At 69.6% G+C, this 18,093-nt stretch carries 18 protein-coding genes; 12 read left to right on the forward strand and 6 right to left on the reverse strand.

Features of this window, described 5'->3' with window-relative positions; translation table 11 throughout:
* Positions 1-6 precede the first annotated feature (6 nt).
* Positions 7-492, forward strand: a complete 486-nt coding sequence (locus ACIGHN_RS25315) for a cupin domain-containing protein (protein WP_396506897.1) — start codon at positions 7-9, stop codon at positions 490-492.
* Between the two features lie 58 nt (positions 493-550).
* Here ACIGHN_RS25315 and ACIGHN_RS25320 read toward each other — a convergent pair whose 3' ends face one another.
* The 3 genes from ACIGHN_RS25320 to hemH all read right to left on the reverse strand — a co-directional run bounded on the left by ACIGHN_RS25320 (position 551) and on the right by hemH (position 6,349).
* Positions 551-2,392 (reverse strand): putative bifunctional diguanylate cyclase/phosphodiesterase, encoded by a 1,842-nt coding sequence (locus tag ACIGHN_RS25320; protein WP_396506899.1) that lies wholly within the window; start codon positions 2,390-2,392, stop codon positions 551-553.
* A gap of 52 nt (positions 2,393-2,444) precedes the next feature.
* On the reverse strand, positions 2,445-5,054 hold the full coding sequence (locus ACIGHN_RS25325) for a Lon protease family protein (protein WP_396506901.1): 2,610 nt from the start codon (positions 5,052-5,054) through the stop codon (positions 2,445-2,447).
* Between the two features lie 179 nt (positions 5,055-5,233).
* Entirely contained in the window at positions 5,234-6,349 is a 1,116-nt protein-coding gene (gene hemH / locus ACIGHN_RS25330) for a ferrochelatase (protein WP_396506903.1), read from the reverse strand.
* 149 nt (positions 6,350-6,498) lie between these two features.
* Here hemH and ACIGHN_RS25335 point away from each other — a divergent pair, with 149 nt between their 5' ends.
* The 11 genes from ACIGHN_RS25335 to ACIGHN_RS25385 all read left to right on the forward strand — a co-directional run bounded on the left by ACIGHN_RS25335 (position 6,499) and on the right by ACIGHN_RS25385 (position 15,606).
* Positions 6,499-7,170, forward strand: a complete 672-nt coding sequence (locus ACIGHN_RS25335; RefSeq protein WP_056418724.1) for an amino acid ABC transporter permease — start codon at positions 6,499-6,501, stop codon at positions 7,168-7,170.
* 11 nt (positions 7,171-7,181) lie between these two features.
* Positions 7,182-7,835 (forward strand): amino acid ABC transporter permease, encoded by a 654-nt coding sequence (locus ACIGHN_RS25340; protein ID WP_396506905.1) that lies wholly within the window; start codon positions 7,182-7,184, stop codon positions 7,833-7,835.
* 85 nt (positions 7,836-7,920) lie between these two features.
* On the forward strand, positions 7,921-8,727 hold the full coding sequence (locus tag ACIGHN_RS25345; protein ID WP_396506906.1) for a transporter substrate-binding domain-containing protein: 807 nt from the start codon (positions 7,921-7,923) through the stop codon (positions 8,725-8,727).
* Between the two features lie 48 nt (positions 8,728-8,775).
* Positions 8,776-9,561 carry an amino acid ABC transporter ATP-binding protein gene (locus tag ACIGHN_RS25350; RefSeq protein WP_396506908.1) on the forward strand — a complete coding sequence of 262 codons (786 nt, stop codon included), beginning with the start codon at positions 8,776-8,778 and terminating at the stop codon, positions 9,559-9,561.
* 81 nt (positions 9,562-9,642) lie between these two features.
* On the forward strand, positions 9,643-10,425 hold the full coding sequence (locus ACIGHN_RS25355) for a sugar phosphate isomerase/epimerase family protein (protein ID WP_396506909.1): 783 nt from the start codon (positions 9,643-9,645) through the stop codon (positions 10,423-10,425).
* A complete protein-coding gene (locus tag ACIGHN_RS25360; RefSeq protein WP_396506910.1) occupies positions 10,422-11,393 on the forward strand; it encodes a sugar kinase in 972 nt (323 codons plus the stop codon). The genes ACIGHN_RS25355 and ACIGHN_RS25360 overlap by 4 nt, the downstream gene beginning before the upstream one ends.
* A gap of 2 nt (positions 11,394-11,395) precedes the next feature.
* A complete protein-coding gene (locus tag ACIGHN_RS25365) occupies positions 11,396-12,409 on the forward strand; it encodes a 2-hydroxyacid dehydrogenase (protein WP_396506961.1) in 1,014 nt (337 codons plus the stop codon).
* Positions 12,406-13,479, forward strand: coding sequence for a LacI family DNA-binding transcriptional regulator (locus tag ACIGHN_RS25370; RefSeq protein ID WP_396506912.1), 1,074 nt, complete (start codon positions 12,406-12,408; stop codon positions 13,477-13,479). Before ACIGHN_RS25365 ends, ACIGHN_RS25370 begins: the two co-directional genes overlap by 4 nt.
* 226 nt (positions 13,480-13,705) lie before the next feature.
* Positions 13,706-14,410: an HAD-IA family hydrolase gene (locus ACIGHN_RS25375; RefSeq protein ID WP_396506913.1), complete on the forward strand. Its 705-nt coding sequence runs from the start codon at positions 13,706-13,708 to the stop codon at positions 14,408-14,410.
* 129 nt (positions 14,411-14,539) lie between these two features.
* Positions 14,540-15,397 (forward strand): DUF2189 domain-containing protein, encoded by an 858-nt coding sequence (locus ACIGHN_RS25380; RefSeq protein WP_396506962.1) that lies wholly within the window; start codon positions 14,540-14,542, stop codon positions 15,395-15,397.
* Positions 15,394-15,606 (forward strand): DUF2788 domain-containing protein, encoded by a 213-nt coding sequence (locus ACIGHN_RS25385; RefSeq protein WP_007859622.1) that lies wholly within the window; start codon positions 15,394-15,396, stop codon positions 15,604-15,606. The genes ACIGHN_RS25380 and ACIGHN_RS25385 overlap by 4 nt, the downstream gene beginning before the upstream one ends.
* A 30-nt stretch (positions 15,607-15,636) precedes the next feature.
* Here the strand turns inward: ACIGHN_RS25385 and ACIGHN_RS25390 are convergent, their stop codons facing one another.
* The 3 genes from ACIGHN_RS25390 to ACIGHN_RS25400 form a co-directional block, all read right to left on the reverse strand.
* Positions 15,637-15,987 (reverse strand): hypothetical protein, encoded by a 351-nt coding sequence (locus tag ACIGHN_RS25390; protein ID WP_396506914.1) that lies wholly within the window; start codon positions 15,985-15,987, stop codon positions 15,637-15,639.
* Between the two features lie 112 nt (positions 15,988-16,099).
* Positions 16,100-16,801 (reverse strand): DUF899 family protein, encoded by a 702-nt coding sequence (locus ACIGHN_RS25395; RefSeq protein ID WP_056169794.1) that lies wholly within the window; start codon positions 16,799-16,801, stop codon positions 16,100-16,102.
* 187 nt (positions 16,802-16,988) lie between these two features.
* Positions 16,989-18,092 carry a Bug family tripartite tricarboxylate transporter substrate binding protein gene (locus ACIGHN_RS25400; protein WP_396506963.1) on the reverse strand — a complete coding sequence of 368 codons (1,104 nt, stop codon included), beginning with the start codon at positions 18,090-18,092 and terminating at the stop codon, positions 16,989-16,991.
* Position 18,093: the final 1 nt, after the last annotated feature.

Here is an 18,093-nt window from a genome sequence, read left to right on the forward strand (position 1 = left end):
CGACCCATGTCCATGCCCCTCAACCCCACGGCGGCACCGGCCGGGCGCGGTCAAAGCCAGGCCATTGACCTGGTCCGGAAGATCGACGGCATCGATGGCCACTGGCAGCCGCGCGTCGTCGCAGAGATGAACGACTACCAGTTCAAGGTGGTGAAGGTGCAGGGAGAGTTTCCGTGGCATGTGCATGCCGACACCGACGAGACATTCGTCGTGCTGGAAGGCGAGCTGAAGATCGCGACCCGCGGTCGCGCTGACGCTGGCGATGGCGATGGCGATGGCGATCGCGCTGGCGACGGCGACGGCGAGTGTGCGGGCGGCGAAGCGGTCATCGTGCTGCGCGCGGGGCAGATGGCGGTGGTGCCCAGAGGCGTGGAGCACCAGCCCTCCGCAGATGCCGAAGTGAAGATGCTGCTGATCGAGCCGCGGGGCGTGGTGAACACGGGCGACGGCGCGCCGGGGGCACGCACCGTGGCCAACGATCAGTGGGTCTGAACCGGACGCCTTGCCAAAGCCCTTGCACAGGCGGCCGGGCTACGCCGGCCCTGGGCGATCAGGTGTTGGGGCGCGGAGATCGGGGTGAGCTGCCGGCGGCTTGGAGCAGGTCGCCCACCCGGTGGGTGCCGAGAAACGTGGGAATGCTGTCTGCCTCCAATGGCTTGGACAGGAAGTAGCCCTGGATGGCGTCGCACCCGGCCGCCACCAGCAGGTCGAGGACGCCTTGTGTCTCGACGCCCTCCGCCAGCATGCGGTAGCCCATCGAGTGGCCCAGGTCTATGAGCGATCGCACCAGCTTCAGCGCCCTCGGGCTGGTCTCGATCGGCATGACCAGCGACTGGTCGAGCTTCAACATGCCCACGGGCAAATCGAACAGGCACGCCAGGTTGGAGTAGCCCGTGCCGAAGTCGTCCAGCGAAATCTGGATTCCCAGGGCCTTCAGGCGCCCCAGGGCATCCAGCGTCGCCTGGCTGGTCATGATCGCGTTCTCGGTGCATTCGATGTGCAGATGCGTCGGCGATACCGCGTGGCGTGCGCAGGCCTCGCGGACAAAGTCCACGAAACCGGGCCGTTCCAGGTTCTTCGACGAGACGTTCACTGCCATCGTCAGCGAGATGCCGCTGCGCTCCCACAGGGCCAGCTGCGCCAGGGCGGTATTCAAGACCCATTCGGTGAATTCGTGGATCAGGGCGGTTTCTTCCACCAGCGGCACGAAGTCGCCCGGGGGCACGACACCGTACCGGGGGTGGGTCCAGCGCGCCAAGGCTTCCACGCCAGAGAAGGCGCCCAGGGAGAGGTTGAGCTTGGGCTGGTAGACCAGCCGGAATTCGCCGCGCACCAACCCGGCCGAGACGCCCCGGGCCAGATTGAAGGCACGCCGGTGTGCGGTGTCGAAACACGGGTCGTGCCACATGTGGCTTTGCTCGCTGGACGCGGCCTCGTGCATGGCCGAGCTGGCTTTGCGCAGGGCGTCGGCTGCGCTGGCGGCGTTCAGGTCGAACTCGACCAGGCCCGCCTGCACGCGCAGCTCGATGGACACGCCCCCGCTGTCAAACCGCTCCCGCATGTGGTTGAGCAGGTCGATGGCGGCGCGCTCGCTGGACTCGCGCGGCCCGGCGCCGAGCAGGATCGAGAACCGGGTTTCGCTGACGTGGTGGAGCATGGTGCCGGGCGGCAGCGCAGCTGCCAGGCGTGCCGCGATGTTGCGCAGGGCATGCTCCAGGGGCTCGATGCCCATGGCCCGCACGGCGGCGTGCAGTGCTGCCTGCCCAATCACGTCCACCAGCATCAGCACGCGCTGCTGCCCGGGGTAGTCCCGGCACAGGTGCTCCAGGTCGTCCACCAGCTGTGCGCGGTTGGGCAGCCGGGTCACTTCGTTGACGCGGCCCGCGCGCTGGTGCAGCTCGATCTGCGTGACGACCATGGCGGCCATCTCTGCCAACCGCTGGCGCTGCGCACGGTCGAAGGTGCGGGGCCGCCGGTCGAGAATGCACAGGCTGCCCAGGGCGTGGCCGGAGTTCAGCACCAGGGGCGCCCCGGCGTAAAAGCGGATGGCGTGGCGGCCCACGACGAGCGGGTTGTCGTGAAAGCGCGCGTCCTGGGTCGTGTCCTCCACCACCAGCACGCTGCCCAGCTCGATGGTGCGGTCGCAGAACGCGGAGTCTCGGTCCGTCTCTCTCAGGTCGAACCCGCAGCGTGACTTGAACCACTGGCGGTCTTGATGCACCAGGGACACCAGGGCGATGGGCGCGTCGAACACATGCGTTGCCAGCCGGGTGATGCGATCGAATGTCTCGCTGTCTTCCGTGTCCAGAAGCTGCGTGCACTCGAGGACGTAGATGCGCTCCTGCTCACGCGCGGTGTCCCGCGCTGGGGCGTCGAGGGGTGTGGGTCTCATGGCGTATCGGGAAGGTCGAGTGACGACTTTATCGCACACGCCGGGCATCCATTCACCGTCCCTGGCCCCTTGCCCGCCGGGTGTACCCCGCAGTCTGGCACGCCCGCCGGTACGCCCGCAGCGTCTGCTCGGCCCGTTGCAGCACCGTGGCTTCCACGGCCGTCGCCTGCACATCCGCAGCGCCCGCAGCGCCCGCAGCTTGGGGGGCATGGGCGGCATTCTCACGGGCATTCCCATGGGCATCGGCCACGGGGCTCAGCAACTCCGCCGGGCTCATCCCCGATGCCTCGCCGGTCAGCAACGCAATGCCCTCGCTCACATGCCCCATGGTGTACACGCTGAACAGGCCGCGCTCCACGGCGTCGAGCACGCTGCGGTCCAGCATCAGGTGGCGGCGGTTGCGGCTGGGGATCAGCACGCCCTGGGTGCCGTCCAGGCCGGCGGCCACACAGGCCTGGAACCAGCCTTCGATCTTTTCGTTGATGCCGCCCACGGGCAGCACCTCGCCGTGCTGGTTGAGCGCGCCGGTCACTGCAATGCCCTGGTGCAGGGGCAGGCCCGACAGGCTGGACAGCAGGGCGTAGAGCTCGGCGCACGATGCGGAGTCGCCCTCCACGCCGCTGTATTCCTGCTCGAACACGATGGACGCATTGAGCGCCAGCGGCGCCACGTGGCTGAACAACGCGGTCAGGTAGCTGTGCAGGATGAGCACGCCCTTGTCGTGGATGGGGCCGGACATGTCGACCTCGCGCTCGATGTTGAGCAGGCCCTCTTGACCGGCAAAGGTGCGCGCGGTGATGCGCACCGGAAAGCCGAACCGGTAGTCGCCCAGGTCGATCTGCGTCATGGCGTTGATCTGGCCGGTGACGGCGCCCTGCAGGGTGATCAGGCGCTCGCCCTCGATGATGGATTCGTGCAGCTGCTCTTCGGGGTAGTTGTGGCGCAGGCGCTGGGCGGCCAGCGCGGCCGCGACGTCGGGCGCCTCCACCAGCGCGCCGCCGCGGGCGCGGCACAGCGCGGCGCTTTCCATGAGCAGGGCCTCGGTGTGGGCGAACAGCGCGCTCTGGCGGCCCTGGTCGTCGGCGTCGCGGTGGGTCTGCTCCAGCAGCAGGGCCACGGCGCCGGCCGCAAAGTGGGGCAGGCCGCGCCGCTGGCAGCTGTGCGCCACGAAGATCGCGGTGGCCTGGCGCGTGGCGGGCGTGGCGGCAAAGCGCTCGGCAAAGTCCACCTTGGCGCGAAAGCGGCGTGCGGCGTCGGGGTCGGACTCCTGCATGGCGTAGTACTCGTCCACCGACCCGATGAGCACGATCTTGACGTCCACATCCACGGGCTCGGGCTGCAGGGCCGCGGCAGCACCGCCGCTACCGCCACCGCCGCCCGCGTGGGCGCCGGGGCTGCCCTCGTCGATCTGCAGCCGGCCGCAGCGCAGAAAGCGGCGCAGGCGCGCCCACAGGCCTTCTTCGGCGGCCAGGTCGTACAGGTGCAGCAGGATGAAGCCGCCGTGGGCCTTGAGCAGGCTGCCCGCGTGGATGGCGGCGTGGTCGGCCTGCACGGTGTCCGACTCGCTGCCGTGCTCGATGCCGCCGAACAGGGTGCGCTGGGTGGGGTGGTCTTCGACCAGCACGGGGGCGGTGGTCTGGCCGTGGTGGTCCACCACCAGGTTCACGCTGCAGCGCGCCAGCAGGTCGTCGAGCGCGTCCTGGCGGTCCTGCTCGGTGTCTTCGCTGTTGTTGCTGCTGCTGCCGTCGTTGCCGTTCCGGTCATTGCGGTCGTCGCCGGCATCGCTGTCGTCGCCGCTCTCGAAGAGGTCGATGTTCTGCAGCACGGCGTGCTCCACCTGGTCCAGCCACTGGCCCAGCTTCACGGCGTCCTTGATGACAGGCTCGCTCAGGCCCTGGCGGATGTCGTGCAGGGCGTGCTGCACCAGCGGCTGCACGGTCTGGCGGCGCAGCTGGGCCAGGGCCTCGTCGCGGGCGCGCTCCAGCGGGCGGGTGGTCTCGATGAAGCGGGTGATCTCGGCGCGCAGCGCGTGTTCGGCGGTGTCGATCTCGGCGCGGCGCTCGCGGGGCAGGGCGCGGGCTTCGGCTTCGGACAGCGGCAGGCCGCCGGGGCCGATGAGGGTGAACACCATCTGCCCGTTCTCGCGCGACAGGCGCACCTGGCGGGCTTCGGCAAAGGCGTCGAGCGTGGCGAACGCGCTGCGCTCCTGCTCTTGCCAGGCCTGCTCGATGCGTTCGGCGTCGGCCTTGAAGTCGGGACTGGCCAGGCGGCGCGGGATGTCGGCCTGCAGGTTCTTGCCCATGTCGGCCATGCGTTGGCGCAGCACGCGGCCCTGGCCGGGCGGCAGGCGCAGGGCACGGGGGCGGTCGGGCTGGTCGAAGTTGTGCAGGTAGCACAGGTCGGGCGGCACGGGCCGCGCGGCGGCGGCCGTCTGAATGGCTTGGCGCAGCAGCGACGCGCGGCCGCTGCCCACTTCGCCCAGCACGAACAGGTGGTAGTCGGGCTGCAGCATGTTCAGCCCGAACTGCGCGGCGGCGTGGGCGCGCTCCTGGCCGATCCAGGGCAGGGGCAGGTCCTGCAGCTCGGCGGTGCTGGCAAAGCCGAGGGTGGAGGGGTCGATGGTCAGCCGCAGCTGGTGGGGAGCAAGGGGCAAGGCGGGCATGGGGGCGGGCGGGCGGCAGGTAGGTGCGTCACACGGTGCCTGCTTGGGGTTATGAAGTCAAATAGCTGCCTGCCGCTGGATGGTAGGGCGGTAGCAGCTATCAAAATAATAGTAATCCGAAGGGCGGTCTGGGCGCTGGTCTGAGCGGGCCACGGTCAGACCGCGTGCGGGCCTGGACCTCAGCCGCGCGCCACCGGGCATTGGCCCGCAGGGGCGCCACCGGCCAGCGCACGGCTTCTAGCGTCGGCCAGGGCTGCGGCGCCGGGCATCTCGGTGGGCCAGCCCGCCAGATGCTGCTGGGCGATGCGCGACAGGGCGGTGATCCAGTGGTTGTTGTCGTTCAGGCACGGGATGTAGTGAAACTCCTGGCCGCCCGCGTGCAGGAAAGCCTCGCGCACTTCCATGTTGATTTCTTCCAGCGTCTCCAGGCAGTCGCTGGTAAAGCCCGGGCACACCACGTCCACGCGCCGCGTGCCGGCCTTGCCCAGCGCCTCGATGGTGGGCTGGGTGTAGGGCTCCAGCCACTTGGCCTTGCCAAAGCGCGACTGGAAGGTAATGCGGTAGCGCTCTTCGCGCAGGCCCAGGCGCTCGGCCAGCAGGCGGCCGGTCTTGCGCGCCTCGCAGTGGTAGGGGTCGCCCAGGTGCAGGGTGCGCTCGGGCACGCCATGAAAGCTCATCACCAGCTGGTCGGGCTGGCCGTGGTGCTTCCAGTGGGTTTCGATGGTGCGGGCCAGCGCGTCGATGTAGCCGGGGGCGTCGTGGTAGCGGTTGACGAAGCGCAGCTCGGGCACGTGGCGGGTGCGTGCGGCCCAGGCGTACACCGCGTCGAACAGGCTGGCGGTGGTGGTGCCGGAGTACTGCGGGTACAGCGGCAGGATGAGGATGCGCGTGGCGCCTTCGGCCTTCAAGGCGTCGAGCTGGCTGTCGATGGAGGGGTTGCCGTAGCGCATGGCGTGGCGCACCAGCACCGCGTGCCCGGCCTCGCCCAGCCAGCCGCGCAGCAGCGTGGCCTGCCTGGCCGTCCACACCGCCAGGGGCGAGCCCTCGGCCGTCCAGACGCTGGCGTACTTGGCGGCCGACTTGGCGGGGCGGGTGCGAAGGATGATGCCGTGCAGGATGGGCAGCCACGCCAGCCTGGGGATCTCCACCACGCGGTGGTCGCCCAGGAACTGCGCCAGGTAACGCCGCACGGCGGGCGCGGTGGCTGCGTCGGGCGTGCCCAGGTTGCACAGCAGCACTGCGGTTCGCTCGGCCTGGCCGTGGGTGTAAGGGGGTTCGGGGCGGAAGGAGGGCATGCGGCATTTTCGCCCACGCGTGGTGCCTGGTGTCCAACAGGGCTTCAACGTCATCGCAGGGGCCGTTTTGACGGCAGTCGGGTAATCCCCGATGCGGCTATGAAACCGGTTTCATAAACTCTGCGCATCCCATCCGAACCACCCACGCCGTGAATTACCAGTTCCAGTTCGACGCCGTTTTTGCCGCATGGCCGCTGCTGCTCAAAGGCACGTGGATCACCGTGCAGCTGTCGCTCACCGCCACGGTGCTGGGGCTGGTGGTGGCCGTGTTCTGCGCCTGGGGCAAGACGGGCGGGCCCGCGTGGCTGCGGTTCTTGATCAATGCGTACATCGAGGTCATCCGCAACACGCCGTTCATCGTGCAGCTGTTTTTTTTCTTCTTCGCGCTGCCCTCCATCGGCCTGCGCTGGTCGCCCTACACGGCGGCGCTGACCGCGATGGTGGTCAACCTGGGGGCGTACGCGGCGGAGATCGTGCGGGCGGGCATCGAGTCCATCCCCAAGGGGCAGATCGAGGCGGGCAAGGCGCTCAACCTGAAGCCTTGGGAGATCTTTCGCTTCGTCATCCTGAAGCCCGCGCTCAAGGCCATCTACCCCGCGCTCACCAGCCAGTTCATTTTGCTGATGCTCAGCTCGGCCGTGGTGTCGGTGATCTCGGCGGACGACCTGACGTCGGTGGCGGCCAACCTGCAGTCGCAGACGTTTCGCAGCTTCGAGATCTACATCGTGGTGGCGGTGATCTACCTGGCGCTGGCGCTGTCGTTCTCGGCGCTGTTCAAGCTGATCTACCAGCGCGCGCTCAACTACCCCGACCGTCGCTGAGGAAATTAGTCATGCGTACCTTCGGACTCTCCGAATTCCTCTTCATCGTGCAGGCCGCGCAGTGGACGCTGGCGCTGTCGGCCATCGCGTTCGTGGGCGGCGCGCTGCTGGGCCTGGTGGTGGCGCTGTCGCGCACGTCTGAAAACGCCCTGGCGCGCAATGCGTCGCGGGTGTTCATCCAGGTGTTTCAGGGCACGCCGCTGCTGCTGCAGCTGTTTTTGATCTTCTTCGGCGCGCCGGTGCTGGGCCTGGACATCAACCCCTGGGTGGCGGCGGGTGTGGCGCTGGTGCTCAACAGCGCGGCGTTCCTGGCCGAGATATGGCGCGGCTGCATCGAAGCGGTGCCGCGCGGCCAGTGGGAGGCCGCGCAGGCCCTGAACCTGAGCTACATCAACCGCATGCGCTTCGTGGTGCTGCCGCAGGCTTTCAAGATCGCGCTGCCGCCCACCGTGGGCTACACGGTGCAGATCATCAAGGGGACCTCGCTGGCCGCCATCATCGGTTTCACCGAGATCACGCGGGCCGGGCAGATCATCAACAACGCGACCTTCCAGCCGCTGCATGTGTTCACGACCGTGGCGGCGCTGTACTTCGTGATCTGCTGGCCGCTGTCGCTGCTGGCGGCGCGCATGGAGCGCAAGCGGGCCCGGGCGCTCGCGCGCTGACGGCAGCGCCGCCAACGCCAACAGCGCCTTCGTTCATTCATTGCTTTTTTATCTCTCGTTCATAACCACTACCTGGAGACATGCCATGACCTTTTCTCTGCACCGCCGCACCGTCACCACCGCCTTGGCCGCACTGGGCCTGGGCGCCGCGCTCACGGCGTTTGCGCCGCTGGCCTCGGCACAGTCCGTGGCCGACATCAAGAAAAAGGGTGAGCTCACCATCGGCATGCTGGTGGACTTTCCGCCCTACGGCACGACCAACGCGCAGAACCAGCCCGACGGCTACGACGCCGACGTGGCCAAGCTGCTGGCCAAGGAGCTGGGCGTCAAAGCCAACATCGTGCCCGTCACCGGCCCCAACCGCATTCCCTTCCTGCTGACCAACAAGGTCGACGTGCTGGTGGCGTCGCTCGCCATCACGCCCGAGCGCGCCAAGCAGGTGCAGTTCTCGCAGCCTTACGCGGCCGCCACCATCGTGCTGTACGGCAAGACCGGCAGCGCCATCAAGAGCGCGGCGGACCTGAAGGGCGTGCGCGTGGGCGTGGCCCGTGCCAGCACGCAGGATGTGGCCGTGACCAAGGCCGCGCCCGAGGGCACAGAGATCCGCCGCTTCGACGACGACGCATCGGCCATGCAGGCGCTGATCTCCGGCCAGGTCGATGCCATCGGCTGCTCGGTCACCGTGGCAGCACAGATCGCCAAGCGCGTGCCCGCCAACACCTTCGAGAACAAGTTCAACCTGCTGCAGCAGGCCATGGGCATCGCCCTGCGCCCCGGCCAGGACGAGCTGACCCGCGCAGTGAACGACTTCGTGGCGCGCAACACGGCCAACGGCGAGCTGAACAAGCTGTATCAGAAGTGGCTGGGCGCGGATCTGCCCAAGCTTCAGTAATCCATATCGCTTGAGCGTGAGCCCCAGCCACCCCAGGAGCCTTTGACAATGACGGACGCAGCCACGACGACGACCATCGCCGATGCAACCCCCATCATCACGATGGAGGGTGTCAACAAGTGGTACGACAGCTTTCAGGTGCTGACCGACATCGACCTGTCGGTGCGCGCCGGCGAGCGCATCGTGATCTGCGGGCCGTCGGGCTCGGGCAAGTCCACGCTGATCCGCTGCATCAACCGGCTGGAGACGGTGCAAAAGGGCCGCATCGTGGTCGACGGCATCGAGCTGACCGCTGGCGGCAAGAACGTGGACGCGGTGCGTGCCGAGGTGGGCATGGTGTTCCAGCAGTTCAACCTGTTCCCGCACCTCACCATCCTCGAGAACTGCACGCTGGCGCCCATGCGCTCGCGCGGCATGGGCAAGGCGGAAGCGGAAGAGGTCGCCATGAAGTACCTCACGCGGGTGCGCATCCCCGAGCAGGCGCACAAATACCCCAGCCAGTTGTCGGGCGGGCAGCAGCAGCGCGTGGCCATTGCGCGCGCGCTGTGCATGGCCCCCAAGGTGATGCTGTTCGACGAGCCCACGTCGGCGCTGGACCCGGAGATGGTCAAGGAAGTGCTGGACACCATGATCGGCCTGGCCGAGGACGGCATGACCATGCTGTGCGTGACGCACGAGATGGGCTTTGCGCGCAGCGTGGCCGACCGCGTGATCTTCATGGCCGAAGGAAAAATTCTGGAGCAGGCCCCGCCTGCGCAGTTCTTCGGCCAGCCGCAGCATGAGAAGACCCGCCAGTTCCTGGGCCAGATATTGAGCTCGCACAACGCCCACTGAATGGGCTGAGCGTTGGTGGCGCAAGTCCCGACAGACGCCAAGCCCTGTGAAAGCCCGATCCACGGGCTTGAAAGAACACCCATGAAGGTATTGATTTCCCTGTCCTCCTTCGGCGCGGCCGAAACCGGGCGCCACGGCCAGCTGTGGTGCACCGACCTGGCCCGCCAGGCGGGCGCCGACGGCGTGGAAGTGCGCGGCGAGCTGCTGCGCGACGCAGCCACCGAGCTGCCCGCGCTGGCCGGCCGGGCCGCGGTGTACTCCAGCCCCGAAGGGCTGTGGACCCATGACGGTCTGCTGGACGAGGCCGCCCTGCAGCGCGGCATTCACGCATCGCGCGTGCTGCACGCACCGCGGCTGAAGATGTCCATCGGCGGCTTTGGTGCGAGCTTGCAGACATCGCAGACATCGCAGACATCGCAGACATCGCAGACATCGCTGCAGCAGCTGAAGGCGCTGCTGGCAGCGGCCCCGCAGGTGGAGCTGGTCATCGAGAACGACCAGACCGCCACGGCCGGCACCCTGGCCGCCCTGCAGGCGTTCTTTGCCGCGCAGGCGCAGGCCGGGCTCGACCTGGGCATGACCTTCGACATGGGCAACTGGCACTGGCAGGGCGAATGCCCGCTGCAGGCCGCGCAGGCCCTGGCGCCCCATGTGCGCTACGTGCACTGCAAGGGCGTGCAGCGCCTGCCGGCCAAGTGGATCGCGGTGCCGTTGGCCGAGTCGGTGGCGCCCTGGCGCGCCGTGCTGCGCGCGCTGCCGGCCGATGCGCCGCATGCCATCGAATACCCGCTGGTGGGCGACGACCTGGTGGCCGTCACGCGCGAGCAGGTGGACTTCATCCGTGCCGTGCGAGGTGCTGCATGAGCGACGCTGTTTCCAAATCCGGCGACACCGCTTTCGACGTGGCGCTGTTCGGCGAGGCCATGCTGCTGCTGGTGGCCAACGAGCCCGGCCCGCTGGAGAACGCCACGGGCTTTCACAAGCGCACCGCGGGGGCCGAGACCAACGTGGCCATTGGCCTGGCGCGCCTGGGGCTGAAGGTGGGCTGGGCCAGCCGCCTGGGCACCGACTCCATGGGCCGCGCGCTGCTGGCCGCCATGCGCGGCGAAGGCATCGACTGCTCGCACGTGGTGTGCGATGCGGCCCAGCGCACGGGCTTTCAGTTCAAGGAACGCGTGACCGACGGGCGCGACCCGCAGGTCGAATACCACCGCAAGGGCTCGGCCGCCAGCCAGATGGGGCCGGCCGATGTGGACGAGCCCTGGCTGCGGTCTGCGCGCCACCTGCACGCCACGGGCGTGTTCGCGGCCATCTCGGACACTAGCCTGCAGGCGGCCATCCGCACGCTGGAGGTCACGCGCGCCGCGGGTCGCACCATCTCGTTCGACCCCAACCTGCGCCCCACGCTCTGGGCGTCGCCCGAGGCCATGCGCCACTGGATCAACACCCTGGCCGGCTATGCCGACTGGGTGCTGCCGGGCCTGGAAGAGGGCGTGTTCCTGACCGGCGAAACCACGCCCGAAGGCGTGGCGCGCTTCTACCGCGAGCGCGGCGCGAGGCTGGTGGTCGTGAAGCTCGGGCCCGAGGGCGCCTACTACGACAGCGACGTGGCCGGCACCGGCCGCGTGCCCGGCGTGCCCGTGGCCCAGGTGGTGGACACCGTGGGCGCGGGCGATGGCTTTGCGGTGGGCGTCATCAGCGCACTGCTCGAAGGCTTGCCCGTGCCCGCCGCCGTGCGCCGCGGCGCCTGGATTGGCGCGCGGGCGGTGCAGGTGCTGGGCGACACCGAAGGCCTGCCCACGCGGGCGCAGCTGCAGGAGGCCGGCCTGTGAACGTGTCCGCACCGGCGGTGCAGGGCAGGCCCGAGCGCAAGAAGGTGCTGGTCTTTCGTGAACTGCCGCCCGACCAGTTGGCGCGCCTGCAGGCCTTGCACGACGTGACGGAGGCCAACCCGCGCAAGCCCGAGGAGCGCGCACTGTTTGACGCAGCGCTGGGCCAGGCGCAGGGGTTGATCGGGTCGAGCTACCCCGTCGATGCCGCGCTGCTGGCGCGGGCGCCCCGGCTGGAGGTGGTCTCCAGCGTGTCCGTGGGCGTGGACAACTATGCGCTCGACGCACTGCAGGCCCGCGGCATCGTGCTGTGCCACACGCCCGGCGTGCTGGACGAAACCGTGGCCGACACCGTGTTCGCCCTGCTCATGGCCACCAGCCGTCGCATGGTGGAGCTGGCGCAACTGGTGCGCGAGGGCCGCTGGACCAAGAACATCGGCGAAGACCTGTTCGGCAGCGACGTGCATGGCAAGACGCTGGGGCTGCTGGGCTTTGGCCGCATCGGCCAGGCCATCGCGCGCCGTGCGGCGCTGGGCTTTGGCATGCCCGTGGTCTACCACGCGCGCCGGCCGGTGGACCTGGCCGCCACTGCGCCTGAACTGGTGGGCAAGGCTGCGCACCTGCCGCTGGCCGAGCTGCTGGCGCAGTCCGACTTTGTGGTGGCCATGCTGCCGCTGTCTGGCAGCACGCGGGGCCTGGTCAATACCGACGTCTTTGCCGCCATGAAGCCCGGCGCCATCTTCATCAACGGCGGGCGCGGCGCCACGGTGGTCGAGCAGGACCTGCTGCACGCTCTCGACCACGGCACGCTGCGCGCAGCGGGCCTGGATGTGTTTGCCACCGAGCCGCTGCCGCTCGACTCGCCCCTGCGCACCCACCCGCGGGTGACGCCGCTGCCGCACATCGGCTCGGCCACGCACGGCACGCGGCACGCCATGGCCGTGCTGGCCACCACCAGCTTGCTGCAGGCGCTGGCCGGTGAGCGGCCCGCCGCCGTGTATAACGCCGCGCAAGCATGACCTCACCGACACCCGCAGCATCGACCACGCCCCGCGCCCGCCCCACCATCGCCGATGTCGCGGCCGAGGCGGGCGTGTCCAAGGCCACGGTGTCGCGCTACTTCAACCACCGCGAGCGCCTGCTCAGTCCCGACATCGCAGCCCGCGTCGAGGCCGCCATCGCCAAGCTGGCCTACGTGCCCAGCCCCATGGCCCAGGCGCTCAGCCACGGCCGCTCGCGCCTCATCGGCCTGGTGGTGGCCGACATCACCAACCCCTATTCGGTGGCCGTGCTGCGCGGCGCCGAAAAGGCGTGCCAGGAGGCAGGCTACCTGGTGATGCTGTTCAACCTGGGCAACGACCGCGAACGCGAGCGCGCGGCCATCGATGCGCTGGCGAGCTACCAGGTGGACGGATTCATCCTCAACACGCTGGGGCAGGGCGAGGGCCTGGCCGACGTGAACACGCTGCACGGCAAGCCCGCGGTGCTGGTGGACCGCCGGCACGCGGGCCTCGACGCGGATTTTGTGGCGCTGGACAATGAAGCGGCCATGCGCGAAACCTGCGCGCACCTGGTGGCGCAGGGCTGGCAGAGCCTGCTGTACGTCACCCAGCCCCTGCAGGGCGTGAGCTCGCGGCTGGAGCGCACCGCGGCGTTTCGGGCGTGCATTTCGGCGCAGGGTCCAAAGGTGCGCGGCGAGGTGCTGGAGATCGACGCGCAGCAGGGCGAGGACGCCCTGGCCCGGGCGCTGGCGGACTTTCGCGAACGTGCCGGTGCAAACGTTGCAAACGTTGCAAAGGGGCGCTGCGCCGTGGTGGCCGGCAACTCGGTCGTCACGCTGCGCGTGGCGGCGGCGGTGGCAAGGCTGCAGTGGACCTTCGGGCAGGAGCTGGGCTTTGTGGGTTTCGACGACCCCGAATGGGCGCCGCTGATTCGCCCGGGGTTGAGCACCGTGGCCCAGCCGACCGACGCCATCGGCCAGCGCGCCGCCCAGTGCCTGCTGGAGCGCATCGGCGGGCTGCAGGGCGCCGTGCGTGAGAACCTGCTGCCGGGCACGCTGATCGTGCGGGGTTCGTCACTGGGCGTGTGATCGGGATTGGCGGTCCGTCATTCGATTGCATACCGCCTACCCGGTGCCAGCTTGGCCCATACCACCGCCCCATACCGTTCACCCCATACCGTTCGGGCTGAGCTGGTCGAAGCCTCGCACAGCGCAGTCCATCCGCCGCAGCAAATCGCTGCGTTATGCTGTGCCATCGCAGTCCGGCCCCCCGCCGGGCCCTCCACCCACGCTGATTTTCTGCAGGTGCGCCCCCGTGCTGACCCCCTCCCTGGACATCCCCCGCATCCGTGCCATCACCATCGACCTGGACGACACGCTGTGGCCCATCTGGCCCACCATCGAGCGGGCCGAAGCCGTGCTGCTGCAGTGGATGACCGAGCACGCGCCCGCCACGGCGCGCCTGTTTCAGAGCACCGAGGCGCTGCGCGCCATCCGCAACCAGATGGTGAACCTGCGGCCCGACCTGCAGCACGACCTGAGCGCGCTGCGCCGCGAATCCATCCGCCTGGCACTGACCCAGGCGGGCGACGATGGCGCACTGGCCGAGCCTGCGTTCGATCTGTTCTTTGCCGAGCGCCAGCGCGTGACGCTGTTCGACGATGCGCACGATACGCTGGCCTTCCTGTCGTCGCGCTACCCGGTGGTGGCGGTGTCCAACGGCAATGCCGACATCCACAAGGTGGGCATCGGCCAGTACTTCAAGGACAGCCTGAGCGCATCGGTGCTGGGTGTGGCCAAGCCCGATGCACGCATCTTCCAGGCGGCTGCGCAGGCCGTGCAGGTGCAGCCGCACGAGGTGCTGCACGTGGGCGACGACGCCACGCTGGATGCCCGCGGCGCCATGGATGCCGGCATGCAGGCCGTGTGGCTCAACCCCGCCGAGGCCGCCTGGCCGTACGACACGCCGCCGCACGCCACGGTGAGCAGCCTGACCGAACTGTGCCGGCTGCTGGCGTGACGCTGTAGCTGCGCCGTCAATGCACCATGCCCCGCGCGACGGGGCATTTTCTTGTCCCAGGTCAAGAACACGCCAGACGCCGTATCCGCCGCCTTGATCGCGGTCACCGGCCCGGCCACACTGCAGGCCATGCCGCGAAACCCCCCTGACCAGCCTGCCTTGCCTGCCGTGCGCACCATCGGGCTCATGCAGCCCATGACCTGGCTGGTGCTGGCCTGGCGCGACATGGCCCGCGCGGGCTGGGTGAGCTTTGCGCATGGGCTGGTGCTGGCACTGTTCGGCGCCGCGATCTTGGCGGTGGGCCACCACCGGTTCTGGCTGCTGGCCGGGGCGCTGTCGGGCTTTCTGGTGGTGGCGCCGGTGCTGGCCACCAGCCTGTATGCGCTGAGCCGCGCGCTGGAGCGGGGCGAGCCCGCTGACCGGGGCGTGGTGCTCAAGACCTGGCTCCACTGGCAGAACCACCACGTCAACAAGTGGGGCAGCGACTACTGGTGCATGCTGCAGTTTGGCGCCTTGCTGGCACTGGCGGCCACGGGCTGGGTGATGACGTCGGCCGCGCTCATCACGCTGCTGGCGCCGGTACCTATCGCCACGCCGCTCGACTTTCTGCGCCATGTGGTGCTGGCCCGCGAGGGCTGGCTGTTCGAGATCTGGCTGGCGCTGGGCAGCCTGATGGCGGCGCCGATTTTCGCGTCCAGCGTGGTCGCCATGCCGCTGCTGCTGGACCGGCGCGCCACGCTGCGGCAGGCGGTGCTGACCAGCTGGCAGGCCGTGCTGTGCAACCCGCTGCCCATGGCGTTCTGGGCGGCGCTGATCCTGGGCTTCACGCTGCTGGGGCTGGGCTCGCTGCTGCTCGGCCTGGTGGCGGTGATGCCCATGCTGGGCCACGCCAGCTGGCATGCGTACCGGGACCTGGTCGATGCGTCGAGCCTGCCCGAGCGGGATGCCGCCCCCAGTGCAGCACGCGGCGGCGGGGTGGCACCGTGATCTTCGGCTTCACCGAGGCGCAGATCTCGGGCTTCTTTCTGACCTACGGCGTGGGCGCGTTCATCGCGTACATGCTGTTCATCATTGGGCAGCTGGCGTGGGAGTCCAAGGCCGGCCGGTTCGGCACCTTCGTGCTCTTCCTGGGGCTGGGCGTGGGCTTCATCGGCTTCCTGGCCAAGGTGGTGATTCAGTGGTGGCTTGAAAGGTAGGCCGGCCCTGCACCCCGTCGCAGGCTGTACTCAGGCGACCCGGGGCCTGCGCAGTGCGGCACGCACCGGCCGGCTGGAGGACGGGCTCTGGGTGGATACATGCCGATGGTGTGCCTGGCGCGCGGCCTGCCGCAACAGCCCGGCCGTCGCGGCCACCCGCGGCTGGGCAGGGCCCCGCCATCCTTGGGGCGCAGGCCAGTAGGCGCTGGCGGGCAGCCCGTCGGCATGCACTGCGTGCCGTGCCAACTGGCTGGTGCGGGGTGCCCACCAGCCCGCGCCCAGGTGCGACTGCGGTACCTGGCCGCGCGGTCGTTCACGGCGGCGGCCGGGCGGGCCGTGGAGCCTTGCCAGGGTGGGGGGCAGGTAGCGAATTCTTGGCATGGCGGGTGCGGGCTCCGGCGACGTAGTGCGGTGCCGGTGGTGGGGTGGTGTGGCAAGCGAGAGGCCGGTGAACGGCGGGTGGACGGTGGCTGAGGGCAGGCAGTCAAGTTCGCTAGTAGCTGAGCTTGGGGTACCAGTCCGTGCCGCGCCCTTCGGGCGTCAGGTCCAGCAGCGACCACAGCGCAGCGATGTCCGGCGCGTCGCGCGGGTCCTGGCCGGGGTCTGCCATCTCACGCGTCATTTCGCTGGCCCAGAACAGGCGCACCTCGCTGCCTGTGCGCTGGAACACGATGAGCGCCGGGTACTCGCTGCCGTCCGGCAGCAAGATGCCCAGGTCCTGGGCGTAGTCGTCTCCCACGGTCTGTACAAAGCGCAGGTCCCGCCAGCCGCGCTCCTGCGCAAACGCCAGCTGGCGCTCCACCGGTGAGCGGCCCAGCACCTTCAGGGCCGCCTTCTGCTGCACGTCGGCGGCATTGCCGTTGACCGCGCCCAGCCAGTTGGTGCACATGGGGCAGGGTCTTTCGCGCTGCGGTCCGTACATCCAGAAGTAGGTGATCAGGGTGGTCTTGTCGCCGAACAGGTCGGCCAGGCCCTGATCGGCCCCATGCTCGTTCTTGAAGCGGTAGTCCTTGCGGATCACCGGGCCGGGTGGCAGGGCGCGCCGCTGCTCGGCCACGCGCGTCATGTGCCGGCGCAATTCGATCTCGTCGGCCAGCAGGGCGCGGCGCGCTGACTCGTACTGCGGCGATGCGCCGGGGAAGGGGGTGTGGGCGTGGCGGGCCAGTTCGGTGGCCGGCGTCAGATGGTCGGACATGGGCGTCTCCGGTGGTCGGCGTGTGCGTGGGGCTGTCTGTGCTTGCAGCCTCGCCCGGTGCGCCCAGGCGGCAGGTAGGAAAAGCCTGTAGTGCCGTGCAGGCGCAGTCCTTCAGGGCTGCGGCTGCGCACCGCCACGCTGCCACGCCGCCGCGACGTCGCCGCTACACGGCTGCCATCGCGCGGCCTCAGCGCACCCAGGTCCGCAGGCCGAGGTCCTGCGCCAGGCGCCGGTAGTCCGCCAGGCTGCGCTGCACGAAGGCCTCGAGGTCTGCGCCCGTGAGCGCAAAGGGGTACAGCCCGTACTGGGCACACAGGGCGGCATAGCCCGGGGCGGCCAGGGCGTCGTGCAGTGCCGCCGTCCAGGCGCGCACCGCGGCGTCTGGTGCGCTGGCGGCCATGTACACGCCCCGGACGGTGGGCCAGACCAGGTCCACGCCCTGCTCGCGGGCCGTGGGCAGGCCCGACAGGTTGCCCGCCAGCCGTTCTTTCGACAACACGGCCAGCACGCGCAGCGGTGCGCCCTGTGCCGCGGCCTGCATGGCCTCGGCCGCGTCGCCGGTGAAGACGTCGATGTGCCCGCCGCGCAGGGCCTTGAGCGCCTCGCCGCCGCCCTCGAACGACACGAAGCGCATGCGCTTGTGGTCCTGCCCCGCAGACCGCACCAGCTGGGCGGCCTTGATCCAGTCCTGGCTGCCCAGCGTTCCGCCCGCGCCGAACACGACGCGGTTGGTGTCGCGGCGCAGCGCAGCGGCCACGTCCTGCAGGCGCTGGTAGGGCGCATCGCGGTGCACCGCCACCACGCCGTAGTCGGTGCCCAGCGTGGCGATCCAGCGCACGGCGCTGACGGGGTGCGGGCCGAACCGGCCCTGCGCGATGTTGAGCAGCGACCCGCTGGAGAAAGCCACCAGCGTGCCGGGCCCGCCCAGCCGCCCGGTGGCCACCTGGTCGAACGCCAGCGCGCCGATGCCGCCGGGCAGGTAGCGGGTGCGCAGCGGCGTGCGCGTGGGCCGCACGGCCTGCAGCGCCTGCCCGGCCAGGCCGCAGGTCAGGTCGAACCCTCCGCCGGGGCGCGACGGGGCGATGCATTCGGCGGGCTCGGTGGAGGCGTCGGCCACCGCCGCCAGGGCCGGCACGGCGCCGACGGCGCCTGCGCCCGCAGCCAGCGCTGCGACCAGCACCTGCCGGCGGCTCGGCAGCGCGGTGGTATCGCCCGGGTTCGGCCCGCCCCAGGATGAAAACGGCGTCCTCGCGGGCAGCGAATCCGACAGGGTAGGGAGCGTGGGGGCCATA

The organism is Acidovorax sp. NPDC077693, assembly GCF_044542805.1.
Taxonomy (GTDB): Bacteria; Pseudomonadota; Gammaproteobacteria; order Burkholderiales; family Burkholderiaceae_C; genus Acidovorax.

Bases quoted from the DNA above. Each gene is read 5' to 3' on its own strand.
- ACIGHN_RS25340 (WP_396506905.1), top strand. From the start codon at position 7,182: ATGCGTACCTTCGGACTCTCCGAATTCCTCTTCATCGTGCAGGCCGCG.
- ACIGHN_RS25320 (WP_396506899.1), bottom strand. From the start codon at position 2,392: ATGAGACCCACACCCCTCGACGCCCCAGCGCGGGACACCGCGCGTGAG.
- ACIGHN_RS25360 (WP_396506910.1), top strand. From the start codon at position 10,422: ATGAGCGACGCTGTTTCCAAATCCGGCGACACCGCTTTCGACGTGGCG.
- ACIGHN_RS25325 (WP_396506901.1), bottom strand. From the start codon at position 5,054: ATGCCCGCCTTGCCCCTTGCTCCCCACCAGCTGCGGCTGACCATCGAC.
- ACIGHN_RS25355 (WP_396506909.1), top strand. From the start codon at position 9,643: ATGAAGGTATTGATTTCCCTGTCCTCCTTCGGCGCGGCCGAAACCGGG.
- ACIGHN_RS25390 (WP_396506914.1), bottom strand. From the start codon at position 15,987: ATGCCAAGAATTCGCTACCTGCCCCCCACCCTGGCAAGGCTCCACGGC.
- hemH (WP_396506903.1), bottom strand. From the start codon at position 6,349: ATGCCCTCCTTCCGCCCCGAACCCCCTTACACCCACGGCCAGGCCGAG.
- ACIGHN_RS25345 (WP_396506906.1), top strand. From the start codon at position 7,921: ATGACCTTTTCTCTGCACCGCCGCACCGTCACCACCGCCTTGGCCGCA.
- ACIGHN_RS25395 (WP_056169794.1), bottom strand. From the start codon at position 16,801: ATGTCCGACCATCTGACGCCGGCCACCGAACTGGCCCGCCACGCCCAC.
- ACIGHN_RS25380 (WP_396506962.1), top strand. From the start codon at position 14,540: ATGCCGCGAAACCCCCCTGACCAGCCTGCCTTGCCTGCCGTGCGCACC.
- ACIGHN_RS25400 (WP_396506963.1), bottom strand. From the start codon at position 18,092: ATGGCCCCCACGCTCCCTACCCTGTCGGATTCGCTGCCCGCGAGGACG.
- ACIGHN_RS25370 (WP_396506912.1), top strand. From the start codon at position 12,406: ATGACCTCACCGACACCCGCAGCATCGACCACGCCCCGCGCCCGCCCC.
- ACIGHN_RS25315 (WP_396506897.1), top strand. From the start codon at position 7: ATGTCCATGCCCCTCAACCCCACGGCGGCACCGGCCGGGCGCGGTCAA.
- ACIGHN_RS25350 (WP_396506908.1), top strand. From the start codon at position 8,776: ATGACGGACGCAGCCACGACGACGACCATCGCCGATGCAACCCCCATC.